The organism is Erysipelothrix amsterdamensis, assembly GCF_940143175.1.
Classification (GTDB): domain Bacteria; phylum Bacillota_I; class Bacilli_A; order Erysipelotrichales; family Erysipelotrichaceae; genus Erysipelothrix; species Erysipelothrix amsterdamensis.
This window is the reverse complement of the sequence record NZ_OW659496.1, coordinates 385,417-405,555: the sequence shown is the minus strand read 5'-3', so window position 1 is coordinate 405,555 and position 20,139 is coordinate 385,417. Positions and strand designations below refer to the sequence as shown.

The window sequence follows — 20,139 nt, the reverse complement described above, 5'->3', positions numbered from 1 at the left end:
CAACATTAACCGATATTATATAAAGAAGGAGTTTATTATGATACAAAAAATTAGAATTGATGACCGCTTGTTACACGGTCAAGTTGCTTACAGTTGGAAATCCGCTCTGAATTATGAAGCGATTGTTATCGCAAGTGATGATGCAGCATCCGACCCGATTCGCAAACAAGCACTCAAGCTTGCGAAGCCTGACGGCGTAAAACTTGCGATCCGCTCCATTGAAGACGCAATTACCCTTTTAAACAACGAAAAGCTTAAAGGACTCAAGGTATTTGTTGTTACTGCTTCCCCGCATGACGCACTTAAACTCTACCAAGGTATTGATGAAACACCGGTCTGTACCTTGGGTGGAGTTCAAATGAAAGAGGGTCGTAAAGCCTTTGCACTTGCCGTTTACTTTACAGCTGAAGAACTTGGTGCAATGGACAACCTCATTACATTAGGAATCTCTGTTGAAGTGAAACAAGTTCCTGATGATAAAGGCAAAGACTTCTCGGATTTACGTCAAAAATATTTAACACTGTAATTAAATAAAAATATAAGGAGGAAATATCTATGCAAGAAGCGTTACTTGTTGGTCTCGTCGTTGCCTTGGTATGGTTTGTCGAAAAGATGCTCGGAACCCCAATGGCCAACAGACCACTTATTATCTCACCCCTTGTTGGACTCGTTCTAGGCGATCTCCAATCAGGAATTATTATTGGTGCCAGTCTTGAACTCGTCTTTATGGGTGCGATTCAAGTTGGTGCAGCAGTACCACCCGATGTGCTTATTGGTTCTGCACTCGGTACAGCTTTCGCAATCTTATCCGGTCAAGGATCAGAAATTGCGCTCGCACTCGCATTACCGATTGCAATTCTCGCTCAATCATTAAAAGTTATTATCTTTATCGTTCGATCATGGTTTATGGACTTTGCCATGAAACTTGCGGAAGATGCGAATATTAAAGGCATGTTTGCACTTAATATTGGCGGGCTTTTACTACACTGTCTAATGTACTTTACCGTAGCGTTCATCGCAGTGCTCTTTGGTGCAAGTGCTGTTGAGGGATTTGTTCAGGCAATTCCTACTAATCTTATGAACGGTCTTGAAGTTGCTGGAAAATTACTTCCTGCAGTTGGATTCGCATTATTGCTACAACCAATGATGAATGGTAAAAACATTCTTTACTTTATTCTTGGATTTATTCTAATCGCTTATCTTGAGTTACCAATCTTAGCCGTAACCTTATTTGGTGTTATCTTAGCCTTCATTATTGTATTTGAAGTCGGACAGACACCTGCAGCCGTACAGCATGATGAATTGGAGGACTTATTCGATGAATAAAATTGAAACAACAAAAGAAGACAAGAAATTATTTAGAGAAATATTCTGGTATTCATTCTTACTCGAAAACTCATATAACTACGAACGCCAACAGGGTCTTGGATTTGCCGTTGGTATGTGGCCGGCAATTAAACGCTTCTATCACACGAAAGAAGACCGTGCAGACGCCCTTGTCCGTCATATGCAAATCTTTAATACGACACCTCATGTCGTATCTGCAATCACTGGTGTTGCGACCGCACTTGAAAAAGAAGCAAGTCAAAACCCTGATTTTGATAAGAATACCATCAACAGCATTAAGATTTCATTAATGGGTCCTTTTGCCGGTATTGGTGATTCCTTCTTCTGGGGTACCATTCGTATTATCGCTACCGCAATCGCATTACCTTTATCCCAACAAGGAAACATTCTTGGGCCAATTCTATTCTTAATCGCATTTAATGTTCCACACTTAATTGTTCGATACCTCGGTGGTGTATTTGGATATAGATTTGGTACTAATCTTATGGATAGTGCTTCTGAATCAGGCATTTTCGCTAAGATAACAAAAGCAGCAACGATTGTTGGATTAATGGTTATTGGAGGAATGAGTGCTCAGATGGTTAAACTTAAAACAATCGTAGCCTTCTCGTTCAACGAGACCGAGTTTCTCCTCCAACAATACATTGACCAAATATTTCCGTTACTTCTACCACTACTCTATACATTACTCATGTTCCACTTATTAAAGAACAAGAAAAAGAGTTCCATGTTCTTACTCCTTGTTACCATTGCATTTGGTATCATTGGATCTTATATTGGATTACTCTAATTGCACAAGTTAAGATGTTGCGTTATCGTAAAGATACGCAACATCTTTTTTAAAAGGAGGCCTTATGGAATTCACAAATAGACAACTCATCATCATGCACCATCTTGCCCAAGGCAACACCGTTACAGCCCAAGAACTTGCCCTATCAAGCAATGTATCCATCCGTACCATTAAGAAAGAAATCCAGATTCTTCGCGAGCTCCTAAAGTCCTATCAGATTGAAGTCTGTTCGATTCCAGGACATGGATACCGGCTCAATCCCTTAAACGAAGACCAAGAAGAAAAAATATTTGAAAATATCGGCTCGATCAGTCTTATTCGCAGGATGAATAGCTTTTCGAGAAATAATTCAGAGCGTGTTTCATATCTTATTCGAACACTCTTACAAGCTTCTGATTATCTTAAACTTGAAGAGCTTGCTGAACGTATGTTTGTAAGCCGTACAACCATTCACAACGACCTTAAAGATGTCCGATTACAACTCCGACGGTTTCAACTCGAGCTTAAATCACGTCCTGCATACGGGCTTAAATTAACCGGTTCCGAATTCAACCTTCGGCTTGCCTTTGCGGAATACTTCTTCCACAACACCTTAAGTCTTGTTGAGTCTAAAGAAAAAGATCTCTTTATCTTAAACAAAGACATCCTTTTTAAAACCGAAGAAATTGTCAAAGAATCTTGTTTCAAAGCAGATATTCTTCTTTCCGACTTCTCTCTCCAAAATATCGCAGTACACATACTCATTCTCTTCAAGCGACGCCGTGAAGGACATCACATCGAGATTCACAAAACAACCGATTCTCCACTACTACCACTGGCTCAAACCATTGCGAATGCTGTAAGTACGCTTTTAAACGAAGATGTCCTTAAAAAACCCGAACTGCTCTATCTCGCCATTCATCTTGACAGCAAACAAATTATCGCACACTCAGGAAAAACAGATGTTCAAGATGAAGCACTTATCTATGATATCTTTACCGAAATCGATAATAACTTCGCAATCAACTTTCTCGATAATCACGAACTCTTTCGCTATCTTTTATTACATATACCCCAAATGATCAAACGCATACAAAATGGACTGACCATAAGAAATCCCTTAATTCATCGAAATTTACGGGAATTTCTCTTTGCCGCAAAAGTTACCATCTCCGCCGTATCAGTTATCGAGGCAAATTATCCAGACATCTCCATCAATCTTGATGAGTTTGGTTATTTACTCCTCTATTTCCAAGGGGCACTGATGACCCGCCGCCACCAACAAACTCTAAACATTGGATTTATCGGTGGAAATGGACGCTCTGAAACTATTGTCTATGGCCAAACCTTGCGTGAACATTTTAATCAAGAACACATTACGGTCAGTGTTTACGGCTCACTACAAGAAATTACACAAGATCTTGATATTGGAGTCTCAATGGCAAAAATGACCATTCCACAGGCTCGAGAAGTCGTCGCAATCGAAGATGGCAACTACCTCACCCACATCGAACAAAAAATTAAACAATTTGACCTAGCCGAAGCAGATTTAGACCATTACCTCAAACCTCAATATGTCATCTATAACTTGCCTGGAAATAATAAAGAACAAGTCCTACACAACCTAACAGATAAGATGAATACCATGAATCTACTAAAACCTCACTATGATTCAAATCCCTTCGCAACCCATGAAATTGGACACAACCTTGTCCACCTTCAAGATTTAAAAAAACATGTTGATCGCGCGTTGTGCTTTGTAGCAATACTGGAAAAACCAATTATTTGGGATAAAAGTGAAGTACACGTTCTTTTCCTAATTAAAACAAAACGCGATGGAGATCATGACCTCTTCTACCTTTGTGATCGCTTTTCAAAATGGTCCATGGATCGCTTTAAAGTCCAACAACTTATCGAAGGTCAGTCCTTCGACGATTTTAAACAAGCCTTACTATCCAGTTAGCGCATGACTTGTCCCCAAACCTCACATCATGTATGATGTTTTCATATTTAAGACGTAAGGAGTACTCAAAATGATACATAAATTTATTGATAACGGAAGTGACAAGACCCTTGTTTTATTTCATGGAACCGGTGGTGATGAAACGGTATTGCTGCCTGTCGCGAAAATGGTTGCACCAACGATGAACCATCTTTCCATTCGCGGTGATGTTGTGACATTTGGAAAACGTCGTTTCTCTGCTGTACAAAGTGAAACACAAATACTTGACGAAGAAGACTTACTGGGTCGTGTTCAGACCATTCTCGATACAGTACAAACATTAAAAGAAACATACAATCTCGGTGAACTTTGGGCATTAGGCTTTTCCAATGGCGCCAACACGATTGCCGCCTTAATCCTTGAACAACCTACCCCATTTAAAAAATGTGTGCTGTTAAGACCTATGAACTTTACAAGCGATACACAAGAACTTGATTTAAAAGACATGGATATTTTAATTCATAGTGGTCGATTTGATGATATAATTCCTTATGAAAGTGCCGTAGCTTTAGAAAAACGCCTCATAAATAATAATGCACGTGTTACTCACCGTATTTATGAGCTTGATCACCGTATGCGCGCTTACGAAATAGAAGAAATCAAACAATGGTTTGATATGGAGCTGACATTATGAATAAACCTTATGAAATCCTAAATGCGTCACAAAATTTTGTGGTTGTAGGAATCAATAACAAACCAGAAACCTATGCGCACCGCATTTATAAGTTACTCGAACAAAAAAATAAAACAGTTATTGGTGTTAATCCAAACTATACGGAAATTGATGGTAAGACCATTTATCCTTCATTTTTAGAAATCACCGATGCCGTTGACGTTGCGGTAATGGTTGTAAATCCTAAGATTGGAATTAACATGCTTGAATCCATTAAAGAAAAAGGCATCAACGTTCTCTGGCTTCAACCAGGTACCGTAAACGATGCTTTACGTGCTAAAGCACAAGAACTCGAACTTAATGTAATCGAAGCCTGTGTGCTTGCGGAATACGCTCAAAACGAGAAATAAACACATAGAAAACGGAACACCACCCAATACTGGATGATGTTCCGTTTTTTTATTATCTATTTTACAAGTAGTGTTCGTAATTCAGCCATACGTTCGCCAAATTTCTCGAGTGTTGTATCAACTGCTGTTGATTCAGTCATATCCACGCCCGCCTTACGAAGGACATTAATTGGATAGTCAGAACTTCCTGACTTCAAGAAATCAAGATAAGGTGTCGCATCACCACCATTATAAATTGTTTCACTGAATAAAGTTGCTGCGCTAAACCCTGTAGCATATTGGTAAACATAGTAATTATAGTAGAAATGAGGGATGCGTGCCCACTCATAACCAATTTCTTCGGTGCTGATTGATTCACCATAATAGAATTGATTAAGTTTGTAGTAAGATTCAATTAAATAATCAGCCGTTAAAGCAACGCCCTCTTGGTCTGATTTATGAATAAGGTGTTCAAACTCAGCAAACTGTGTTTGACGGAACACCGTGCCCTTAACCGTGTCTAAATAATGATTCAACAAGTAAGCACGAACCTTAGGATCCTCATATTGATCCAACAAGTAATTCAACAATAAATTCTCATTCGTCGTTGAAGCTACCTCAGCAACAAAAATAGAGTAATCCCCATAAATATAAGGTTGATACTTACGTGTAAAGTATGAGTGAACACTATGGCCAAGTTCATGAGCAAGTGTAAACACATTATCAATATTTTCTTGCCAGTTTAAAAGAATGTACGGTGCACTTCCATAAGTACCTGAAGAATAAGCACCCGAACGTTTTCCTTTATTCTCAACAACATCAATCCAACGTTCATCAAATGCACGTTTCAATACAGCACAATATTCTTCTCCAAGAACACTCAATGCATCTAAGATCACTTCTTGCGCTTCTTCATACGTAAACTTCAAATCCACTTCATCAACCATAGGAACATAGATATCATACATTTGAATATCATCAATACCCAAGGCTTCTTCACGAAGTGCAACATAATCATGCAATAAATTGATATTATTATGGATTCCTTCTAATAAAGAATCATAAACTTCTTCGTCAATATTATTCGCAGCAAGAGCAGCCTGGCGTGCCGATGCATAATTACGGATTGTTGCATTGAAATTATGAACCTTAACATTTCCCGACAGCGTACTTGCGAGCGTATTCTTTAAATTACCATAGGTTGTTTGCATCGCTTTGAAAGCATCTTCACGAACACGTCGATCTGCACTTTCCATTAATAGTGAATAACGTCCATGTGATAATTGAACATCATTTCCAGATTCATCTTTAATTGTAGGAAATTGAATATCTGCATTATTCAACATACCAAATGTCTGCGAAGAAACACCAAAGATTTCTCCTGATGAGGCAAGAATACGTTCTTCTTTTTCACTAAGAATATGTGGTCTTGATTTGAAAAGACGATCAAACTCATGATTATATAAACTGAGTGCATCATTCGATTCAAGATATTCCCGTATCACAGCTTCATCCGCAGATAAAATTTCTGCTTCGTAGAACGAAAAACTCGATCCAAATTGCGCAAGAAGCGATTGCACGCGCGCATTCATAGCTTGATACTTAGGGTTTGTGGTATCGACATCAAAACTTAAATGTGCATAAACATATAAAAACTCAATACGATAACTTAATTCATCACGAAACTTAAGACCCGCTAACAAACTCTCAGCACTTTTCGTTAAAGTACCACGATATGCAGCCACTTCACTTAAGTCATTTTGAATCGCATCAAATTCTGTATTCCATGCGTCATCATCTTTAAACATCGGTGTTAAATCCCATGTATCTTTTATATCCACTTCACTACGAAGTGGTAATTCATATTTATCCGACATAAATACACCTCTTATCTATAGCGGTTTTACCCGTTACATCTATTTTACCACAAGACGATTATCTGTGCGAAAAAACACACAAAACTCGTACATACAAAAAAAACTCACTTCCTAAGAAGTGAGGTTATTGACACTATGGTGACCCGTACGGGATTCGAACCCGTGAATGCATGCGTGAAAGGCATGTGAGTTAACCGTTTCTCCAACGGGCCATATAAATGGCGCTTGTTGCAGGACTCGAACCTGCGACCCACTGGTTAACAGCCAGTTGCTCTACCGACTGAGCTAAACAAGCATCGCCAAGTGCTTATAAAATATACCATACTAATATTGCCTTGACAAGCATATTTTAAAAATAGTTTAAGTTTTTTCAATAATTTCGATATGTGTTGGTTTTGGGACCAAGATTTGAGACGGCTGTCGCCTTGGAAGACAGAAAACCGCTACAAATAAGAGACTTGTTTGTACCGCAAATAATGGTATATCAAAAATTCCATACATGATTGTCGCAACTAATACACCCAATGCCAAGGGATAATCAAGATAATAAGCATTTAAATACACATCACGCAATTTACCAATGAGAAACGATACAAGGATAACAGTTCCACAAATACCAAAACTTAAGAAACTCTCAATAAAAATATTGTGGGCATCGATATTATCAAAAAGCAGTGCATAGGTAAACATCCCTTTACCAAACCACGGTTCTTTTAATATTTGATGAATAGCTTTGTCCCAAATTTCGAGGCGAATGCCACTATGTTCTGCAATTTGCATAAAACGTGGAAACAAATCCGGTCTTGAAAGAATAAACAAGGTTAAAAGTGCTCCCAGTAGGATCATCACTTTAAATTGCGTCCACTTCCTTTGAACTAAAATTACGGTTAGAAGACCAAACATCAAGGCTACGATAATGGATCGTGTACCCGTCAAAAACATTGCATAGAGGTTAATGATAAAGGCACCTGCATAGAATGCGCTCAATCGATAATTTTTGAACGTAATTTGAAATTGAAGTTGATTAAAACAAACCAATAGAACAATAAGAAGAACAAAAGCATATAAGTTTGGATTATCAAACGTTGAATACGCTCTAAAATATCCATCACCATAAAAAGGCAGATGTCCCATTTGGATTACACCATCAAATAAACTCATAAATGATTTATACCAAAATGGTCTCCAACGAATAAAGTTGAAGAAGAAGTTAAATAAGGAACACCACACAATATAGTATTGCATTTTCATGTATTCCTTAGGACTCATTCTTCGATTTAAAACAAATGCATAGGCTACTAAGATAATTAGGTACATAGTCCCTATAATCCCCTGCACATTCTTGTTTAGGACGGCTACAATGAGCAAATACGCCCATAAAATCCAGAACGTGCTCCATTTATAGCCTTTATATCGAATCCATTCATACAATACAAAAATTCCCGCCACAATAACCGCTGGATATAACAAATAGTCTGGTAAGAATAGCACCATAATCATCAAAAATATTACATTCTCAGATAATAGCGTTCTTACTTTTGTACTGAAGTCTTTTATTATTTTCATCATATATATTTTACCACATTAAAAAGTGACGACTATTACAATAGTGTCACTTTAATCTAAGAAGCCATCCAATAAAGCGAAATCACTATAATTTACTCTTCTTTTTTCTCTTCTTTCGACGGTTCTCCGTTTTCATTTGCTTTTTTTTCTTTTGCTTCAGCTTGCTCCGTTTTTAAACGTTCGACAAGTTCTGAATCTTTTGATTCAGAAACAAGCTGAATATGCTTATCTTCCATATTTCCGTTTTTAACTAATTGGTAGTATATAAAATCACCACGATTATCATCAGTAACATCGGTAAAATTGAAAAGATTGATTTCTAAATCATATCGTTTTTTAGAGCCTTCTGTCTTGAAGTACTCAGCTACAGGTAAAACTTCAACAACTCGATCGTACGCTGATTCAATCAAGGCAGAAGCATCTTCTTTTGAAGTATCAGGCTTCATTTTAAGTTGTATACGAAGCGTCGCTGTTTTGAGCGATACACTTACAGACTCAAATTCTGAAATCTCCTCGAGCGTTTCCGCAACCTTTTTTTGTAAATCGGAAGTAATTTCAGGATCGTGATCATTTGCGAATCGTTGTCCTGTTAATGGTTTTCCCGATTCAATCGATGCTTTAACAATTGTAAAGCCCAACCAAAGAGAGGGAATTAGGATTAAAACAAGACAGATAATGATTGCATAATAAGACCAGTCATGTTTTTTAGTTTGTTTTTGCTTTTTAACTTGAACTTCTTTATTTTGCTTTGGATCCATTTTTTTTGTCATTGCGATCCTCCTTATGCATTTAAATATTATATTATTTTCTATTTATTATCAAGCACACGCACAACCAGTTCATTGGTTACTCGTGGATTTGCTTGTCCTTTAGAGACTTTCATAACTTGTCCTACAACAAATTTAATGGATTTATCAAGACCGTTTTTATAATCCTCAATAACTTGTGGACTTTGCGTTAATACGTCTTCAATCCACGCTGTAATTGTTGCTTCATCACTGATTTGAACCATCCCTGACTTCTTGATTACGTCTTTAGGAGATTCCCCTTCAACAAACTTCGCAAAAACCTGTTTTGCTTGTTTTGAATTAATAGATCCAGATTGAATTGCTTCGATGAAATCAACAAAATGATCAACATTGAGCCATGATTCAAAACTGCGTTCACCTTTTTGATCGAGAACCGCTAACACATCTTGTGTCAACCAATTCACTAAAAGCTTATAAGCATCTGTTTTTTGAGCCAATACGTCAAAATAAGCTGCCAAGTCTGGATTTTTAACCAAGACATTCGCATCATACAAACTCAGTCCCATTTGATCTTGGTAACGTTGTATTCGTGCCATCGGTAATTCGACCAAAGTTTGATTCAAAATATCTTGTCCGATTCGAACAGGTACAATATTTGGTTCTACAAAATAACGATAATCCACTGCTGTTTCTTTTGTACGCATTGCGACAGTTTCTTGAGTTTTTTCATCAAAACGACGCGTTTCGGTCACAACTTTTTGTCCTGAATTTAGGATTTCAGCCTGACGAATACTCTCAAATTCAATAGACTTTTGCACGTTATTTGTGGAGTTTAGGTTTTTAATTTCTACTTTTGTTCCAAAGGCTTCTTGACCTTCAGGTCTTAGCGAAATATTAACATCACAACGTAAAGACCCTTCATCCATACGACCATCAGAGATGCCTAAATACACTACTAATAGACGCAATGCATCAACATATGCTGCCGCTTCTTCACCAGTTCTAAAATCTGCTTCAGTAACAATCTCAAGTAAGGGTGTTCCTGCACGATTAAAATCAATCAATGTTTTATCACCTTCATGAAATTGTTTCGCAGTATCTTCTTCCATATGAATACGGTTAATGCGAATATGTTTGACTGTTTCACCCACAAGAACATCAAAATGTCCATGTTGACCTAACGGGAAAAATTGTTGTGTAATTTGATATCCTTTTGGCAAATCAGAGTAGAAATAGTTTTTTCGATCAAATCGAATTAGATCATCAATCTCACAATTTAAAGCTTTACATAAGCGAACACCATAATTGACCGCCTGTTTATTTAATTGCGGTAATGTTCCAGGATAACTTAAATCAATTTCGTTGATTGCGGTATTTGGTTTTTGACCATATCCGAGCGGTGCACCTGAAAACATTTTTGTCTTTGTTTTTAATTCACAATGAATTTCAATTCCAATAACTGCTTCGTATCCCATTAAAATGCTCCCTTCCAGTTAATTAATGACTCAAATGCTTGCCCATATGCAAACATTTTAGCTTCAGTAAAGGGTTGTGTTGAAATATTGATACCAACAGGAAGTCCATCTACTAAATCAAGTGGCAATGTCATGCTTGGATAGCCACTAAAGTTGTTGATGACCATGTGGTTTTCTCCAATTAAGTATGCATCCGATAATTCATCCATCGATTGATTTTCAACTTTCGGTGCAACGGTACCCGATGCTAATGTAACCATAATATCAACATCTTCAAAACACGATGCATAAGCATCGACTAATAAACGGCGTACTTTCTTCGCTTGATCAAATACTTCTTTTTGATTAGCATCATCTAAAGCAAAAGCACCAAAAATGAAACGACGTTTAATTAAGGAACTAAATCCGTTCGTACGTGTATTCTTCATGATTTCTTCAAGCGAATCACCTTCTTGTGACAAGCCAAATCGTACACCATCAAGATTTGCATGGTTTGCAACTGCTTCTGAATTTGAAATCACGCTGTACACCGGAAGCATCGTGCGCATTAACGTTTTATCAATCGTTTTCTCAACTAAGATTGCTCCTTGAGCTTCGAGTTTTTCTTTAAATTGTACAAATGATGCCTTGACTGCTTCATTTTCAATCGCATCTTCAACTGTTTTAAAAATTCCAATACGTTTTCCTTCTAGATTCATTTCTAAAAGTTTTGAATACGACGCAACAGGTTCCATAGAACTTGTCATGTCACGATCATCACGTCCGGCAAGCACTTCAAGAAGACATGCTGCATCGGCTACGTTTTGAGTGAAATAGCCAACATGATCAAGGGAAGATGCGTAAGGAATCACACCGTATCGTGAAATACGACCATAAGTTGGTTTAACGCCTACAGCACCACAATATGCAGCGGGTTTACGAACACTATCCCCTGTATCACTACCTAAGGCTGCACGAACTGCTTTCGCACCCACAAGCGCCGCAGAACCACCTGAAGAACCGCCTGAGATACGTGTTAAATCGTACGGATTATAGACTGGTCCAGTAATCGCTGATAAATTTGTACCACCCATACCTAACTCATCCATCGATGTCTTCGCAACAATAACTGCGCCTTCATCTAATAATCGATCCACAACATGTGCATTGTAAATTGATTGGTGGTTTGAAAGCAACTTACAACTTGCTGTTGTTAGAGTGTTTTTCATATTGATATTATCTTTTAAAGCAATATCCCAACCAGAAATTAAACCATCCGTAACTTCATTTGGATCTACAAAACTTACAATTGCGTTAAGACGCTCATTTTCTTTTTTTAAATTTCCAATAATTTCATCGATTGATTTACTCATTTATTAACCACCTTTACAATTTCAAAATAATCAACATCAACACGCGGTGCATTCTCAAATGCAAGGGATTGATCAATGACATGATTGGGTTCGTCATCACGAAGCCATGTTGTTTCCATCTCAAAAGGATAAGACATAACCTCAACACCTTCTGTATCAATTGCTTGAATCTTATCAACATAACGTTCAAACACATGAGCATTTGCTTCGACCATTTCAAGTTCTTCGTCAGTTAGACGAAACATTAAATCGGAAGCGAATTTTTCAATAAGCTCTTTATCTAGTTTTTTCATAAATCCTCCTAAGTTACTGTAATAATAATGGGTTTGTTATTCCCTGGTTCTTTACGAACAATCATCCGTGAATTTTGATAGACTTTAATATTTACGGTTATCGGTGCTTGAATATCTGAAAATGCGCTGATACGCTCCGATACATATTGCGCAAGCCCATAAATCTCGAGATAGGTTTTTGCACCTGTTGTTAGGTCAATATCAAGTTGTTGAACCTTTTTATCGATCACAAACATCTTACCGGTAACTCCAATACTTTCATCATTCATAAAATCCACAACTTCGCGTTTAAATACAGAGAAATCAGCAGATGTTTCTGGATACTCTTCCGAAGCTTCTTGAGTCCCTAAAAGTGTCCACTTTTCACTTGTTTGTTCAAACTGTCCACCACGTGATTCAAAAAAGCCTTCCCCAATAACGCGTCCCGGTAAATATTTCCCTGGCAATGTATCCGTATCACTTTCTTGAGCATATAACACAAGATAAATGGGCACATCACTCATACCTTCGATTGTACGCAAATAAGAGATAAGACGGTTACCAATAGAAGTCCGCGCAATTTCGTAGAGTGTTTCATCCGACAAACGAACAGGTAATCCAGTACCTGCTTCTGTTTGTACGCGCTTCATTACAAGTGCAATTCCAACCCCATCAATTTTATTGATATCATTTCCGGAGTGGAAATTCACTTCTACCACATCACGCACAAATGTTGGTGTCTGAATTTTACGTCCTTTTTCAACAAACTCCGTCCCATCAACAGGATTTAAGCCGTAAGGATAATTTTTAGACTCGTGACGGAGGAGTTGATCATAGTGGTCATCATTAATGATTGACCCTTCTGAAATATTAAAGTTTGCTGGATTAAAGTGATCTTTTGACTTGTCTTGGAGTCGTCGTCCAATTTCAATCATGTCCACTTCTCTAAAGTTAGTCCCATAGTTTTGTCGCAATGGCGACGTTTTAAACGGTGTTAATATTGAGTATTCACCCTTACCACCTTGAATCACCGAAACATTCTCTTTGCCTGTTTCTGGTTTTGTCTCTTGGCGTGCACAACCTGACACTAATAGGAGTACCGCCAAACTAATCATCATCATTTTTTTAAATTTCATGAGTTCACCTCATTCAAGAATTCTTCTTCTGTCCATGTTTTAACACCCAATGATTGGGCTTTAGTAAGTTTTGACCCAGCACTTTCACCATACACAACAACATCAGTCTTACTGCTTACACTACCTGAAACACTGCCGCCAAACGATTCTATGATTTTCTTTGCATCCGTTCGACCCATTGTTTGTAATGTTCCTGTAAGAACAAACTTCATCCCTTCAAATTTACTGGAGGTCACAACATGATTGTAATTCCCATTCACACCACGTTCAAGTAAATCTTCAATTAATTCGCGATTATGATCAATTTCAAAGAATGAAACAACAGATTGAGCAATGACACCACCAATCTCATCGATTGCAATGAGTTCATCATACGTTGCATCCATCAGTGAAGCAATTGTTTTGTAATGAGCGGCGAGAACATTGGATGTTTTCGCACCGACATGTCGGATACCAAGTCCAAAAATCAGCTTCTCTACCGAATTATTTTTACTGTTCTCAATTGCTTCCAGTAATTTTTCTGCACTCTTTGGACCCATTTTCTCAAGCTTCTCAAGTGCATCTTTATGTTCCTGCAATGTATAGATATCCGTAATTGTGTTAAGCAACTTCGCATCATGCAATTGATAAACACGACGTTCCCCTAAAGTATCGATGTTCATTGCATCCCTTGATGCAAAATGAACCAAGGCTTCCGATATTTTCGCAGAACAATCCACATTAACACAATAATGATCGGCTTCACCTTCAAAACGAACGAGATGTCCCATACAGATAGGACATACTTCAGGAAAGTGATATGGCTTAATCGCATCTGTTCGATGACTTACATCAACTGAGACAATCTCCGGAATAATCTCACCCGCTTTACGAACAATAACCTCATCACCAATTCGAATATCTTTGTTCAAAATGTAATCCTCATTATGAAGGGTTGCATAACTTACGAGTGATCCCGAAATCTGAACCGGAGTGAGTTTCGCATTGGGCGTGATCTTTCCAGTACGACCAACGGTTACAAAAATATCTTCAACGCGACTTTTTACTTCTTCAGCTTTAAATTTATAAGCAATCGCCCATCGTGGTGTTTTTACGGTAAATCCGAGTTCTTCTTGCATCGCAAAATCATTGACTTTAATCACAACACCATCGATATCATAAGGCAAGGATGCACGCATCTGTTCGATTTCTTCAATACGTTGCCATACTGCATCAATCGTCTTACATAATTTAATTTCTGGATTTACCTTAAACCCGATTTGCTTTAGATACATTAGCGAATCATATTGACTCGCAATCCCTAATTCTTTAGCATTAACCAACGTATACCAAAAACCATCTAAGCCACGAGTCGCAACAACTTTCGAATCAAGTTGACGAATTGTTCCTGCTGCCGCATTACGACAATTCGCAAACAAGGCTTCATTATTTTCCTTGCGTGATTCATTGACTCGAGTAAACGATTTAACCGGCATAAATACTTCACCACGAACCGTAACATCTTCATCAACATTTAGTTGAAGGGGTATCGAGTCGATAACTCGAATGTTTTGCGTTACATCTTCCCCCACTGTACCATCTCCGCGTGTTACAGCTTGCGTAAACATACCGTCCTCATAATCAATAGACATCGCTAGTCCATCAATTTTCAACTCCACAACATAAGATACACTCGGGAATTGTGCACGTAACCGGTCGTCAAAAGCTTCTAAATCAGATTGGGAAAATGCATTCCCCAACGAAAACATTGGAAAACGGTGTGTAACTTTTGAAAATCGTTCGGAAACCACACCACCCACTTTTTGAGTCGGTGAATTAATGTCAAAGAACTCTGGATGTATTGCTTCGAGCTCATTCAATTCGCGTAATAACTGATCGTATTCAACATCCGCAATTGTTGGTTGATCCATAACATGGTATTCGTAATTATACTGATGTAATTTTTTACGCAACTCTAAAATTCGTTCTTTACTCATGACATGTCTCCCTTCAACCGAATGCCTGCATATTTTCTTGAAATTACTTTTGTTCCATGTGGGAAATTAAAGGCAATCTTTATTGTGTCATCATCGACACGAATCACAATCCCTTCACCAAAGTCATCATGAACGACTTGGTCTCCACTTTTGAATTTAATTTTTTTCTTTAACTTAGTCAGACCGGATGCTTTTTCAAATGAACTTATAGCATCTTGAACTTCAGTTCGAGTAATGGTTGGTGTTTCCATTTCAGAAGTTTTTTCATCTAGATGCATTTCTTTAATAAAACGCGATGCGCGTGCATACCCTCCTGCAACAAAATTGTACCCAATATTATTTGATAGGAAGAGACGCTCTTTGGCACGTGTAATTGCGACATACATTAGGCGACGTTCTTCTTGAATTCCTCCAGAACCCTCTTGAATGCTGTTTTTATTGGGGAAGATATTATCTGCCAATCCCATTATAAAGACATTTTCAAACTCAAGCCCTTTCGCAGCATGAACCGTCATAAGACGAACATACTCCCCTTCTACAACTTCACTCTTATCGCCATACAGACTTACCATTTGAATGTATTCATCTAAACTTGGATTTTCATAGTTTTCTTGGAACGTTAAGGCATCACCAATTAATTCTTTGAGACTTTCAACGCGTTCAAGTTCTTGGATTTTTTCAAAATGTTCTCGAAGTCCGCTTCGTTTTAAGACGTATTGCATGATCGTTTCAATCGATGCTTCCTGCGCCATTTCACGGAAATCTTCAATCATCATCACGTAATTTCGAATTTTTGGTGTTGCCTGTTGATGATGGACATCATAAAGCATACTTTCATACATAGTCATTTCACGTTCACGCGCTTGCAGCATAATGGTATCTAATGTTTTTTCACCAATACCACGACGTGGCATTGCAATACTTCTACGTAAAGCCAAATCGTCACCATGGGTAATCATCCGCAAATAACTCATCATATCTTTAATTTCGGCTTGATCGTAAAAGCGCAAACCACCGTAAATCACATATGGGATTCGACGTGCCATCAAAACTTTTTCAAGGGCACGTGATAAATAGTTTGAGCGATACAGAACAGCCATATCTAGATAAGAGTGACCTTCATCGTGCAACTCTAACATTCTATTGGCAACCCAATACGCCTCTGCATCACCATCATCAAGTGTTGCATATTGAACCGGAAAATCACTTTCCTTGTTTGCATGCAACGCTTTATCGGGACGATCTTTATTATTTTTAATTAATGTATTTGCACTATCGAGAATATGTTGTGTTGAACGGTAGTTTTGATTCAACGTAATAGTCTCGGACTCCGGATACTTCTTATCGAAATCAATGATGAAATCCACATTAGCACCACGCCATGTATAAATTGTTTGATCGGGATCTCCCACGACATACAGTTGATTTTCATCACCCACTAACGCATCCACAATACCATATTGAACGTGATCCACATCTTGGAACTCGTCTACTAAAACGACATCAAAGCGTCGTCGCCATTTATCACGGACTTCGAGATTTTCTTTAAACAATCGATTCACTTCTAAAAGCAAGTCATCAAAATCCAAAGCAAAAAGTTCATGTAAACGATTCACATAAAAACGATATAAATTGACTTTTTTCTGTTCATGATAATTCGATCCTGCCATACGTTCTGCTTGCGAAACATCAACCCCTGCAAACTTATTATTTGAAATATAAGTCAATGCTTCTCGAAATGAAATATCTTTACGGTCATAATCAAATTGTTTATATGCTTCACGCATCACCGCTTGTTGATCTGACGTATCCAAGATCGTAAAATTACGAACTAAATTTAATGCTTCATACTCCTCACGAATAATACGAACACATAAAGAGTGAATGGTTGAAGTATGAACCCGTATTGCATCGGGCAACATCGCTTCCATTCGTTCCTTCATTTCATTCGCCGCTTTATTCGTAAATGTTATTGCACAGATTTTAGATGGATAATATCCAAGATCTGCGATGAGATGCACAATCCGAGTTGTGAGAACCCGAGTCTTTCCACTCCCAGCTCCCGCAATCACACGCACATGTTTTGCTTTTGTTAATACTGCTTCTTTTTGTTCTTTATTTAATCCTTGAATATAATCCATTTTATCACCGCTAACATTATAGCATATTCACTCGTTTGACTGAGTGACATTTACTAAGGAAATGTTTGCGCTCAAACACCTTTCTAACCTATAATATGTAGGAATATATTTAGAAACTGAGGTAAGAGTATGAGAGTCCCTACTGAATGGACTGATTTTGAAGTCCTAGACGCTGGAAATGGTTTAAAAACAGAACGTTACCATGACATTATTGTGCGACGTCCAGATCCTGTTGCGACATGGAAACCCACAACACCCGGAATGCCCATCGATGCTTTCTTTAAAGAAGGCTGGCATTTTAATCGAACACTCCCTGAAAGTTGGATTATCCAATATAAAGATTTAAACTTTAAGGTTCGACCAACATCATTTAAACATACCGGTATTTTCCCCGAACAAGCCGTTAATTGGGATTGGATGCGTTCCGTAATTCAAACTCATACAGAACCCGTTCGTATCCTTAATTTATTTGGATATACCGGTGGCGCAACCATCGCTTGTGCGAAAGAGAATGTTGAAGAAGTGGTTCACATTGATGCACTCAAAGGGATGATTGCTTGGACACGTGAAAACATTGAACTCAATGATTTAACTGATAAAAAAATCCGAACCATTGTCGAAGATGCCATGAAATTCATTGAGCGTGAAAAGCGACGTGGACGTACCTATCACGGTATTGTAATGGATCCGCCAAGTTTTGGTCGAGGACCTAAAGGAGAACGTTGGAAAATTGAAGACCAACTTCAACCTCTTTTAAATGCTGCTATGGAGCTCCTTGACCCCAATGCACTCTTTGTAGTCTTAAATACCTACACGACAAACCTTACACCTAAAAAGGTACGACATGCCCTCAACGATGCACTACGCGACCAAAAATTCCCACTCAACACACACAGCGAAGCAATTGGCCTTCCCATTACTTCAATGGACACAATGTTACCATGTGGTGTCACTACAAGATGGTGTTACGATGAAAATCTTTTATGAGGATAACCACGTGATCGTCGTGGAAAAAAAACCAAACCAACCCTCTCAAGGTGATGAAAGTAATGACCTTGATTTACTCACCGAAGTTAAGGAATACATTAAAGTTAAATATGATAAACCTGGAAATGTTTATGTTGGTCTTGTACATCGACTTGATCGTCCAGTAGGCGGCATCATGGTCTTCGCAAAAACATCAAAAGCAGCAGGACGACTCAGTGATCAAGTTCGAACCCGTACCCTAGACAAAACCTATACCGCTGTTTGTACGGGATATGTTGAAGCCACTACATTCCGTGATACGATGGTAAAAAATCGTAAGACAAACACATCTTATGTGGTTGATAAAAATCATCCTGATGGTAAATACGCAGAACTTCATGTCATCGAAGCTTACTACCATCCTTCAGAAAATCTATCCACAGTTAAAATTAAACTTGTAACTGGAAGATCGCACCAAATCCGGGTTCAATTCGCATCACGTGCTCACGCCTTATGGGGTGATGCTCGCTATAATAAACATTCACAACCAGGACAACAAATTGCTTTATGGGCAACCGAACTCAGTTTTGATCATCCCATAACAAAAGAGCGCATGACCTTCACAAGTCACACGCCCTCTAAATTCCCATTTAATCTTTAGAAACCATTGCCATAATTTCATCACGGCGCAATTCACAATCATCATGCGCCATCTTAAACAAATCTTCAAACTGTTCTTCAGATCCTTTAAAGCGACCGACACCAACTTCTTGAGTTGGATAAATGTAGGTTGCTTTTTTCTCGTCTACAAGTTTATTAATCAGGTCACGTTCTTCGTAATAAACATCACGACGACTTTCAAAATCTTGAACAAGTTTCGGATACTTACGATACACAGTTCGTAAAAGCATTTTCTGCGCAAACCCTTGATCCTTACGAACATAATCTGCGGATTTCGTTGTCACAACGATATGACGTGTACAACCTTCATCAATACTTTTTTGAACTGGAATCATGGTTGTAATACCACCATCCATATATTTACGTCCATTAATCCATACCGCACGGCCTGCAACCGGCAACGTACATGCAGCTTTAATAAACAATGGATCTTGAGCTAATTGTTCTTTATCAATCCAAATCGTTTTTTCACCTGCGATATCATAAACACCAATATCAATCTTACCCGGTATTTTATTCATCTCAGTAATTGGATAGTCTAATTCCTTTGTAACGGTATTGTAAAGAAAGTCATATCCAACAAGTGTTTTTTCCGCTAAAATTGGACGAATCCCTACATTACGTTTATCAGCTGCGACCTCAATCGCTGCTTTTTCTAGTGTATCTTTTTTTCCTAAAGCAAACATACCACCATATAGTGCTCCAGATGATATCCCTACAATATAATCAAATTCTATTTTTTCCTGTAATAACCAGTGCAAAACACCTGCAGTGTATGCTCCACGCATCCCACCGCCTTCTAAAACCAATCCAATTTTTTCCATTTTA

General features: G+C 38.1%; 18 protein-coding genes and 2 tRNA genes. 8 read left to right on the top strand and 12 right to left on the bottom strand.

Annotation, left to right across the window (positions count from 1 at the left end):
• Positions 1-37 precede the first annotated feature (37 nt).
• The 6 genes from NMG63_RS01885 to NMG63_RS01860 all read left to right on the top strand — a co-directional run bounded on the left by NMG63_RS01885 (position 38) and on the right by NMG63_RS01860 (position 5,141).
• On the top strand, positions 38-526 hold the full coding sequence (locus tag NMG63_RS01885; RefSeq protein WP_254007299.1) for a PTS sugar transporter subunit IIB: 489 nt from the start codon (positions 38-40) through the stop codon (positions 524-526).
• 29 nt (positions 527-555) lie between these two features.
• Positions 556-1,326 (top strand): PTS mannose/fructose/sorbose/N-acetylgalactosamine transporter subunit IIC, encoded by a 771-nt coding sequence (locus NMG63_RS01880; RefSeq protein WP_254007298.1) that lies wholly within the window; start codon positions 556-558, stop codon positions 1,324-1,326.
• Positions 1,319-2,137 carry a PTS system mannose/fructose/sorbose family transporter subunit IID gene (locus NMG63_RS01875; protein WP_254007297.1) on the top strand — a complete coding sequence of 273 codons (819 nt, stop codon included), beginning with the start codon at positions 1,319-1,321 and terminating at the stop codon, positions 2,135-2,137. The genes NMG63_RS01880 and NMG63_RS01875 overlap by 8 nt, the downstream gene beginning before the upstream one ends.
• Before the next feature lie 64 nt (positions 2,138-2,201).
• Positions 2,202-4,079: a BglG family transcription antiterminator gene (locus NMG63_RS01870; RefSeq protein ID WP_254007296.1), complete on the top strand. Its 1,878-nt coding sequence runs from the start codon at positions 2,202-2,204 to the stop codon at positions 4,077-4,079.
• Positions 4,080-4,149: 70 nt separating this feature from the next.
• Positions 4,150-4,752 (top strand): alpha/beta hydrolase, encoded by a 603-nt coding sequence (locus tag NMG63_RS01865; RefSeq protein ID WP_254007295.1) that lies wholly within the window; start codon positions 4,150-4,152, stop codon positions 4,750-4,752.
• The gene (locus NMG63_RS01860; RefSeq protein WP_254007294.1) at positions 4,749-5,141 is read left to right on the top strand and encodes a CoA-binding protein; all 393 of its coding nucleotides are present in this window, start codon (positions 4,749-4,751) and stop codon (positions 5,139-5,141) included. Before NMG63_RS01865 ends, NMG63_RS01860 begins: the two co-directional genes overlap by 4 nt.
• Before the next feature lie 56 nt (positions 5,142-5,197).
• Here the strand turns inward: NMG63_RS01860 and pepF are convergent, their stop codons facing one another.
• From pepF to NMG63_RS01805, 11 genes are all read right to left on the bottom strand, one after another.
• Positions 5,198-6,997 carry an oligoendopeptidase F gene (gene pepF / locus NMG63_RS01855; RefSeq protein ID WP_254007293.1) on the bottom strand — a complete coding sequence of 600 codons (1,800 nt, stop codon included), beginning with the start codon at positions 6,995-6,997 and terminating at the stop codon, positions 5,198-5,200.
• A 136-nt stretch (positions 6,998-7,133) separates the two neighbouring features.
• Positions 7,134-7,209: transfer RNA gene (locus tag NMG63_RS01850), tRNA-Glu, on the bottom strand.
• Positions 7,210-7,216: 7 nt separating this feature from the next.
• Positions 7,217-7,292, bottom strand: a tRNA-Asn gene (locus NMG63_RS01845).
• Between the two features lie 65 nt (positions 7,293-7,357).
• Positions 7,358-8,566: an O-antigen ligase family protein gene (locus NMG63_RS01840; protein ID WP_254007292.1), complete on the bottom strand. Its 1,209-nt coding sequence runs from the start codon at positions 8,564-8,566 to the stop codon at positions 7,358-7,360.
• A gap of 89 nt (positions 8,567-8,655) precedes the next feature.
• Positions 8,656-9,333 (bottom strand): hypothetical protein, encoded by a 678-nt coding sequence (locus NMG63_RS01835; protein ID WP_254007291.1) that lies wholly within the window; start codon positions 9,331-9,333, stop codon positions 8,656-8,658.
• 38 nt (positions 9,334-9,371) lie between these two features.
• Positions 9,372-10,787: an Asp-tRNA(Asn)/Glu-tRNA(Gln) amidotransferase subunit GatB gene (gene gatB, locus NMG63_RS01830; RefSeq protein ID WP_254007290.1), complete on the bottom strand. Its 1,416-nt coding sequence runs from the start codon at positions 10,785-10,787 to the stop codon at positions 9,372-9,374.
• A complete protein-coding gene (locus NMG63_RS01825; RefSeq protein WP_254007289.1) occupies positions 10,787-12,139 on the bottom strand; it encodes an amidase family protein in 1,353 nt (450 codons plus the stop codon). The genes gatB and NMG63_RS01825 overlap by 1 nt, the downstream gene beginning before the upstream one ends.
• Positions 12,136-12,432: an Asp-tRNA(Asn)/Glu-tRNA(Gln) amidotransferase subunit GatC gene (gatC, locus tag NMG63_RS01820; RefSeq protein ID WP_254007288.1), complete on the bottom strand. Its 297-nt coding sequence runs from the start codon at positions 12,430-12,432 to the stop codon at positions 12,136-12,138. Before gatC ends, NMG63_RS01825 begins: the two co-directional genes overlap by 4 nt.
• A gap of 8 nt (positions 12,433-12,440) precedes the next feature.
• Entirely contained in the window at positions 12,441-13,547 is a 1,107-nt protein-coding gene (locus NMG63_RS01815) for a CamS family sex pheromone protein (RefSeq protein WP_254007287.1), read from the bottom strand.
• Entirely contained in the window at positions 13,544-15,523 is a 1,980-nt protein-coding gene (gene ligA / locus NMG63_RS01810) for an NAD-dependent DNA ligase LigA (protein WP_254007286.1), read from the bottom strand. Before ligA ends, NMG63_RS01815 begins: the two co-directional genes overlap by 4 nt.
• A complete protein-coding gene (locus NMG63_RS01805; protein ID WP_254007285.1) occupies positions 15,520-17,664 on the bottom strand; it encodes an ATP-dependent helicase in 2,145 nt (714 codons plus the stop codon). The genes ligA and NMG63_RS01805 overlap by 4 nt, the downstream gene beginning before the upstream one ends.
• 129 nt (positions 17,665-17,793) lie before the next feature.
• Here NMG63_RS01805 and NMG63_RS01800 point away from each other — a divergent pair, with 129 nt between their 5' ends.
• Complete coding sequence (locus NMG63_RS01800) at positions 17,794-18,651, top strand: class I SAM-dependent methyltransferase (protein ID WP_254007284.1); 858 nt, start codon at positions 17,794-17,796, stop codon at positions 18,649-18,651.
• The gene (locus tag NMG63_RS01795; protein ID WP_123171827.1) at positions 18,635-19,291 is read left to right on the top strand and encodes an RluA family pseudouridine synthase; all 657 of its coding nucleotides are present in this window, start codon (positions 18,635-18,637) and stop codon (positions 19,289-19,291) included. Before NMG63_RS01800 ends, NMG63_RS01795 begins: the two co-directional genes overlap by 17 nt.
• Here the strand turns inward: NMG63_RS01795 and NMG63_RS01790 are convergent.
• Positions 19,281-20,135: a patatin-like phospholipase family protein gene (locus NMG63_RS01790; RefSeq protein WP_254007283.1), complete on the bottom strand. Its 855-nt coding sequence runs from the start codon at positions 20,133-20,135 to the stop codon at positions 19,281-19,283. The two genes, NMG63_RS01795 and NMG63_RS01790, sit on opposite strands and share 11 nt — an antisense overlap.
• Positions 20,136-20,139 lie beyond the last annotated feature (4 nt).

Coding starts and splice junctions, on each gene's coding strand:
- NMG63_RS01885 (WP_254007299.1), top strand. CDS start 38: ATGATACAAAAAATTAGAATTGATGACCGCTTGTTACACGGTCAAGTT.
- NMG63_RS01795 (WP_123171827.1), top strand. CDS start 18,635: ATGAAAATCTTTTATGAGGATAACCACGTGATCGTCGTGGAAAAAAAA.
- NMG63_RS01865 (WP_254007295.1), top strand. CDS start 4,150: ATGATACATAAATTTATTGATAACGGAAGTGACAAGACCCTTGTTTTA.
- NMG63_RS01835 (WP_254007291.1), bottom strand. CDS start 9,333: ATGACAAAAAAAATGGATCCAAAGCAAAATAAAGAAGTTCAAGTTAAA.
- NMG63_RS01860 (WP_254007294.1), top strand. CDS start 4,749: ATGAATAAACCTTATGAAATCCTAAATGCGTCACAAAATTTTGTGGTT.
- NMG63_RS01870 (WP_254007296.1), top strand. CDS start 2,202: ATGGAATTCACAAATAGACAACTCATCATCATGCACCATCTTGCCCAA.
- gatC (WP_254007288.1), bottom strand. CDS start 12,432: ATGAAAAAACTAGATAAAGAGCTTATTGAAAAATTCGCTTCCGATTTA.
- NMG63_RS01880 (WP_254007298.1), top strand. CDS start 556: ATGCAAGAAGCGTTACTTGTTGGTCTCGTCGTTGCCTTGGTATGGTTT.
- gatB (WP_254007290.1), bottom strand. CDS start 10,787: ATGGGATACGAAGCAGTTATTGGAATTGAAATTCATTGTGAATTAAAA.
- NMG63_RS01840 (WP_254007292.1), bottom strand. CDS start 8,566: ATGATGAAAATAATAAAAGACTTCAGTACAAAAGTAAGAACGCTATTA.
- NMG63_RS01875 (WP_254007297.1), top strand. CDS start 1,319: ATGAATAAAATTGAAACAACAAAAGAAGACAAGAAATTATTTAGAGAA.
- pepF (WP_254007293.1), bottom strand. CDS start 6,997: ATGTCGGATAAATATGAATTACCACTTCGTAGTGAAGTGGATATAAAA.
- NMG63_RS01790 (WP_254007283.1), bottom strand. CDS start 20,135: ATGGAAAAAATTGGATTGGTTTTAGAAGGCGGTGGGATGCGTGGAGCA.
- NMG63_RS01825 (WP_254007289.1), bottom strand. CDS start 12,139: ATGAGTAAATCAATCGATGAAATTATTGGAAATTTAAAAAAAGAAAAT.
- NMG63_RS01800 (WP_254007284.1), top strand. CDS start 17,794: ATGAGAGTCCCTACTGAATGGACTGATTTTGAAGTCCTAGACGCTGGA.
- NMG63_RS01815 (WP_254007287.1), bottom strand. CDS start 13,547: ATGAAATTTAAAAAAATGATGATGATTAGTTTGGCGGTACTCCTATTA.
- ligA (WP_254007286.1), bottom strand. CDS start 15,523: ATGAGTAAAGAACGAATTTTAGAGTTGCGTAAAAAATTACATCAGTAT.
- NMG63_RS01805 (WP_254007285.1), bottom strand. CDS start 17,664: ATGGATTATATTCAAGGATTAAATAAAGAACAAAAAGAAGCAGTATTA.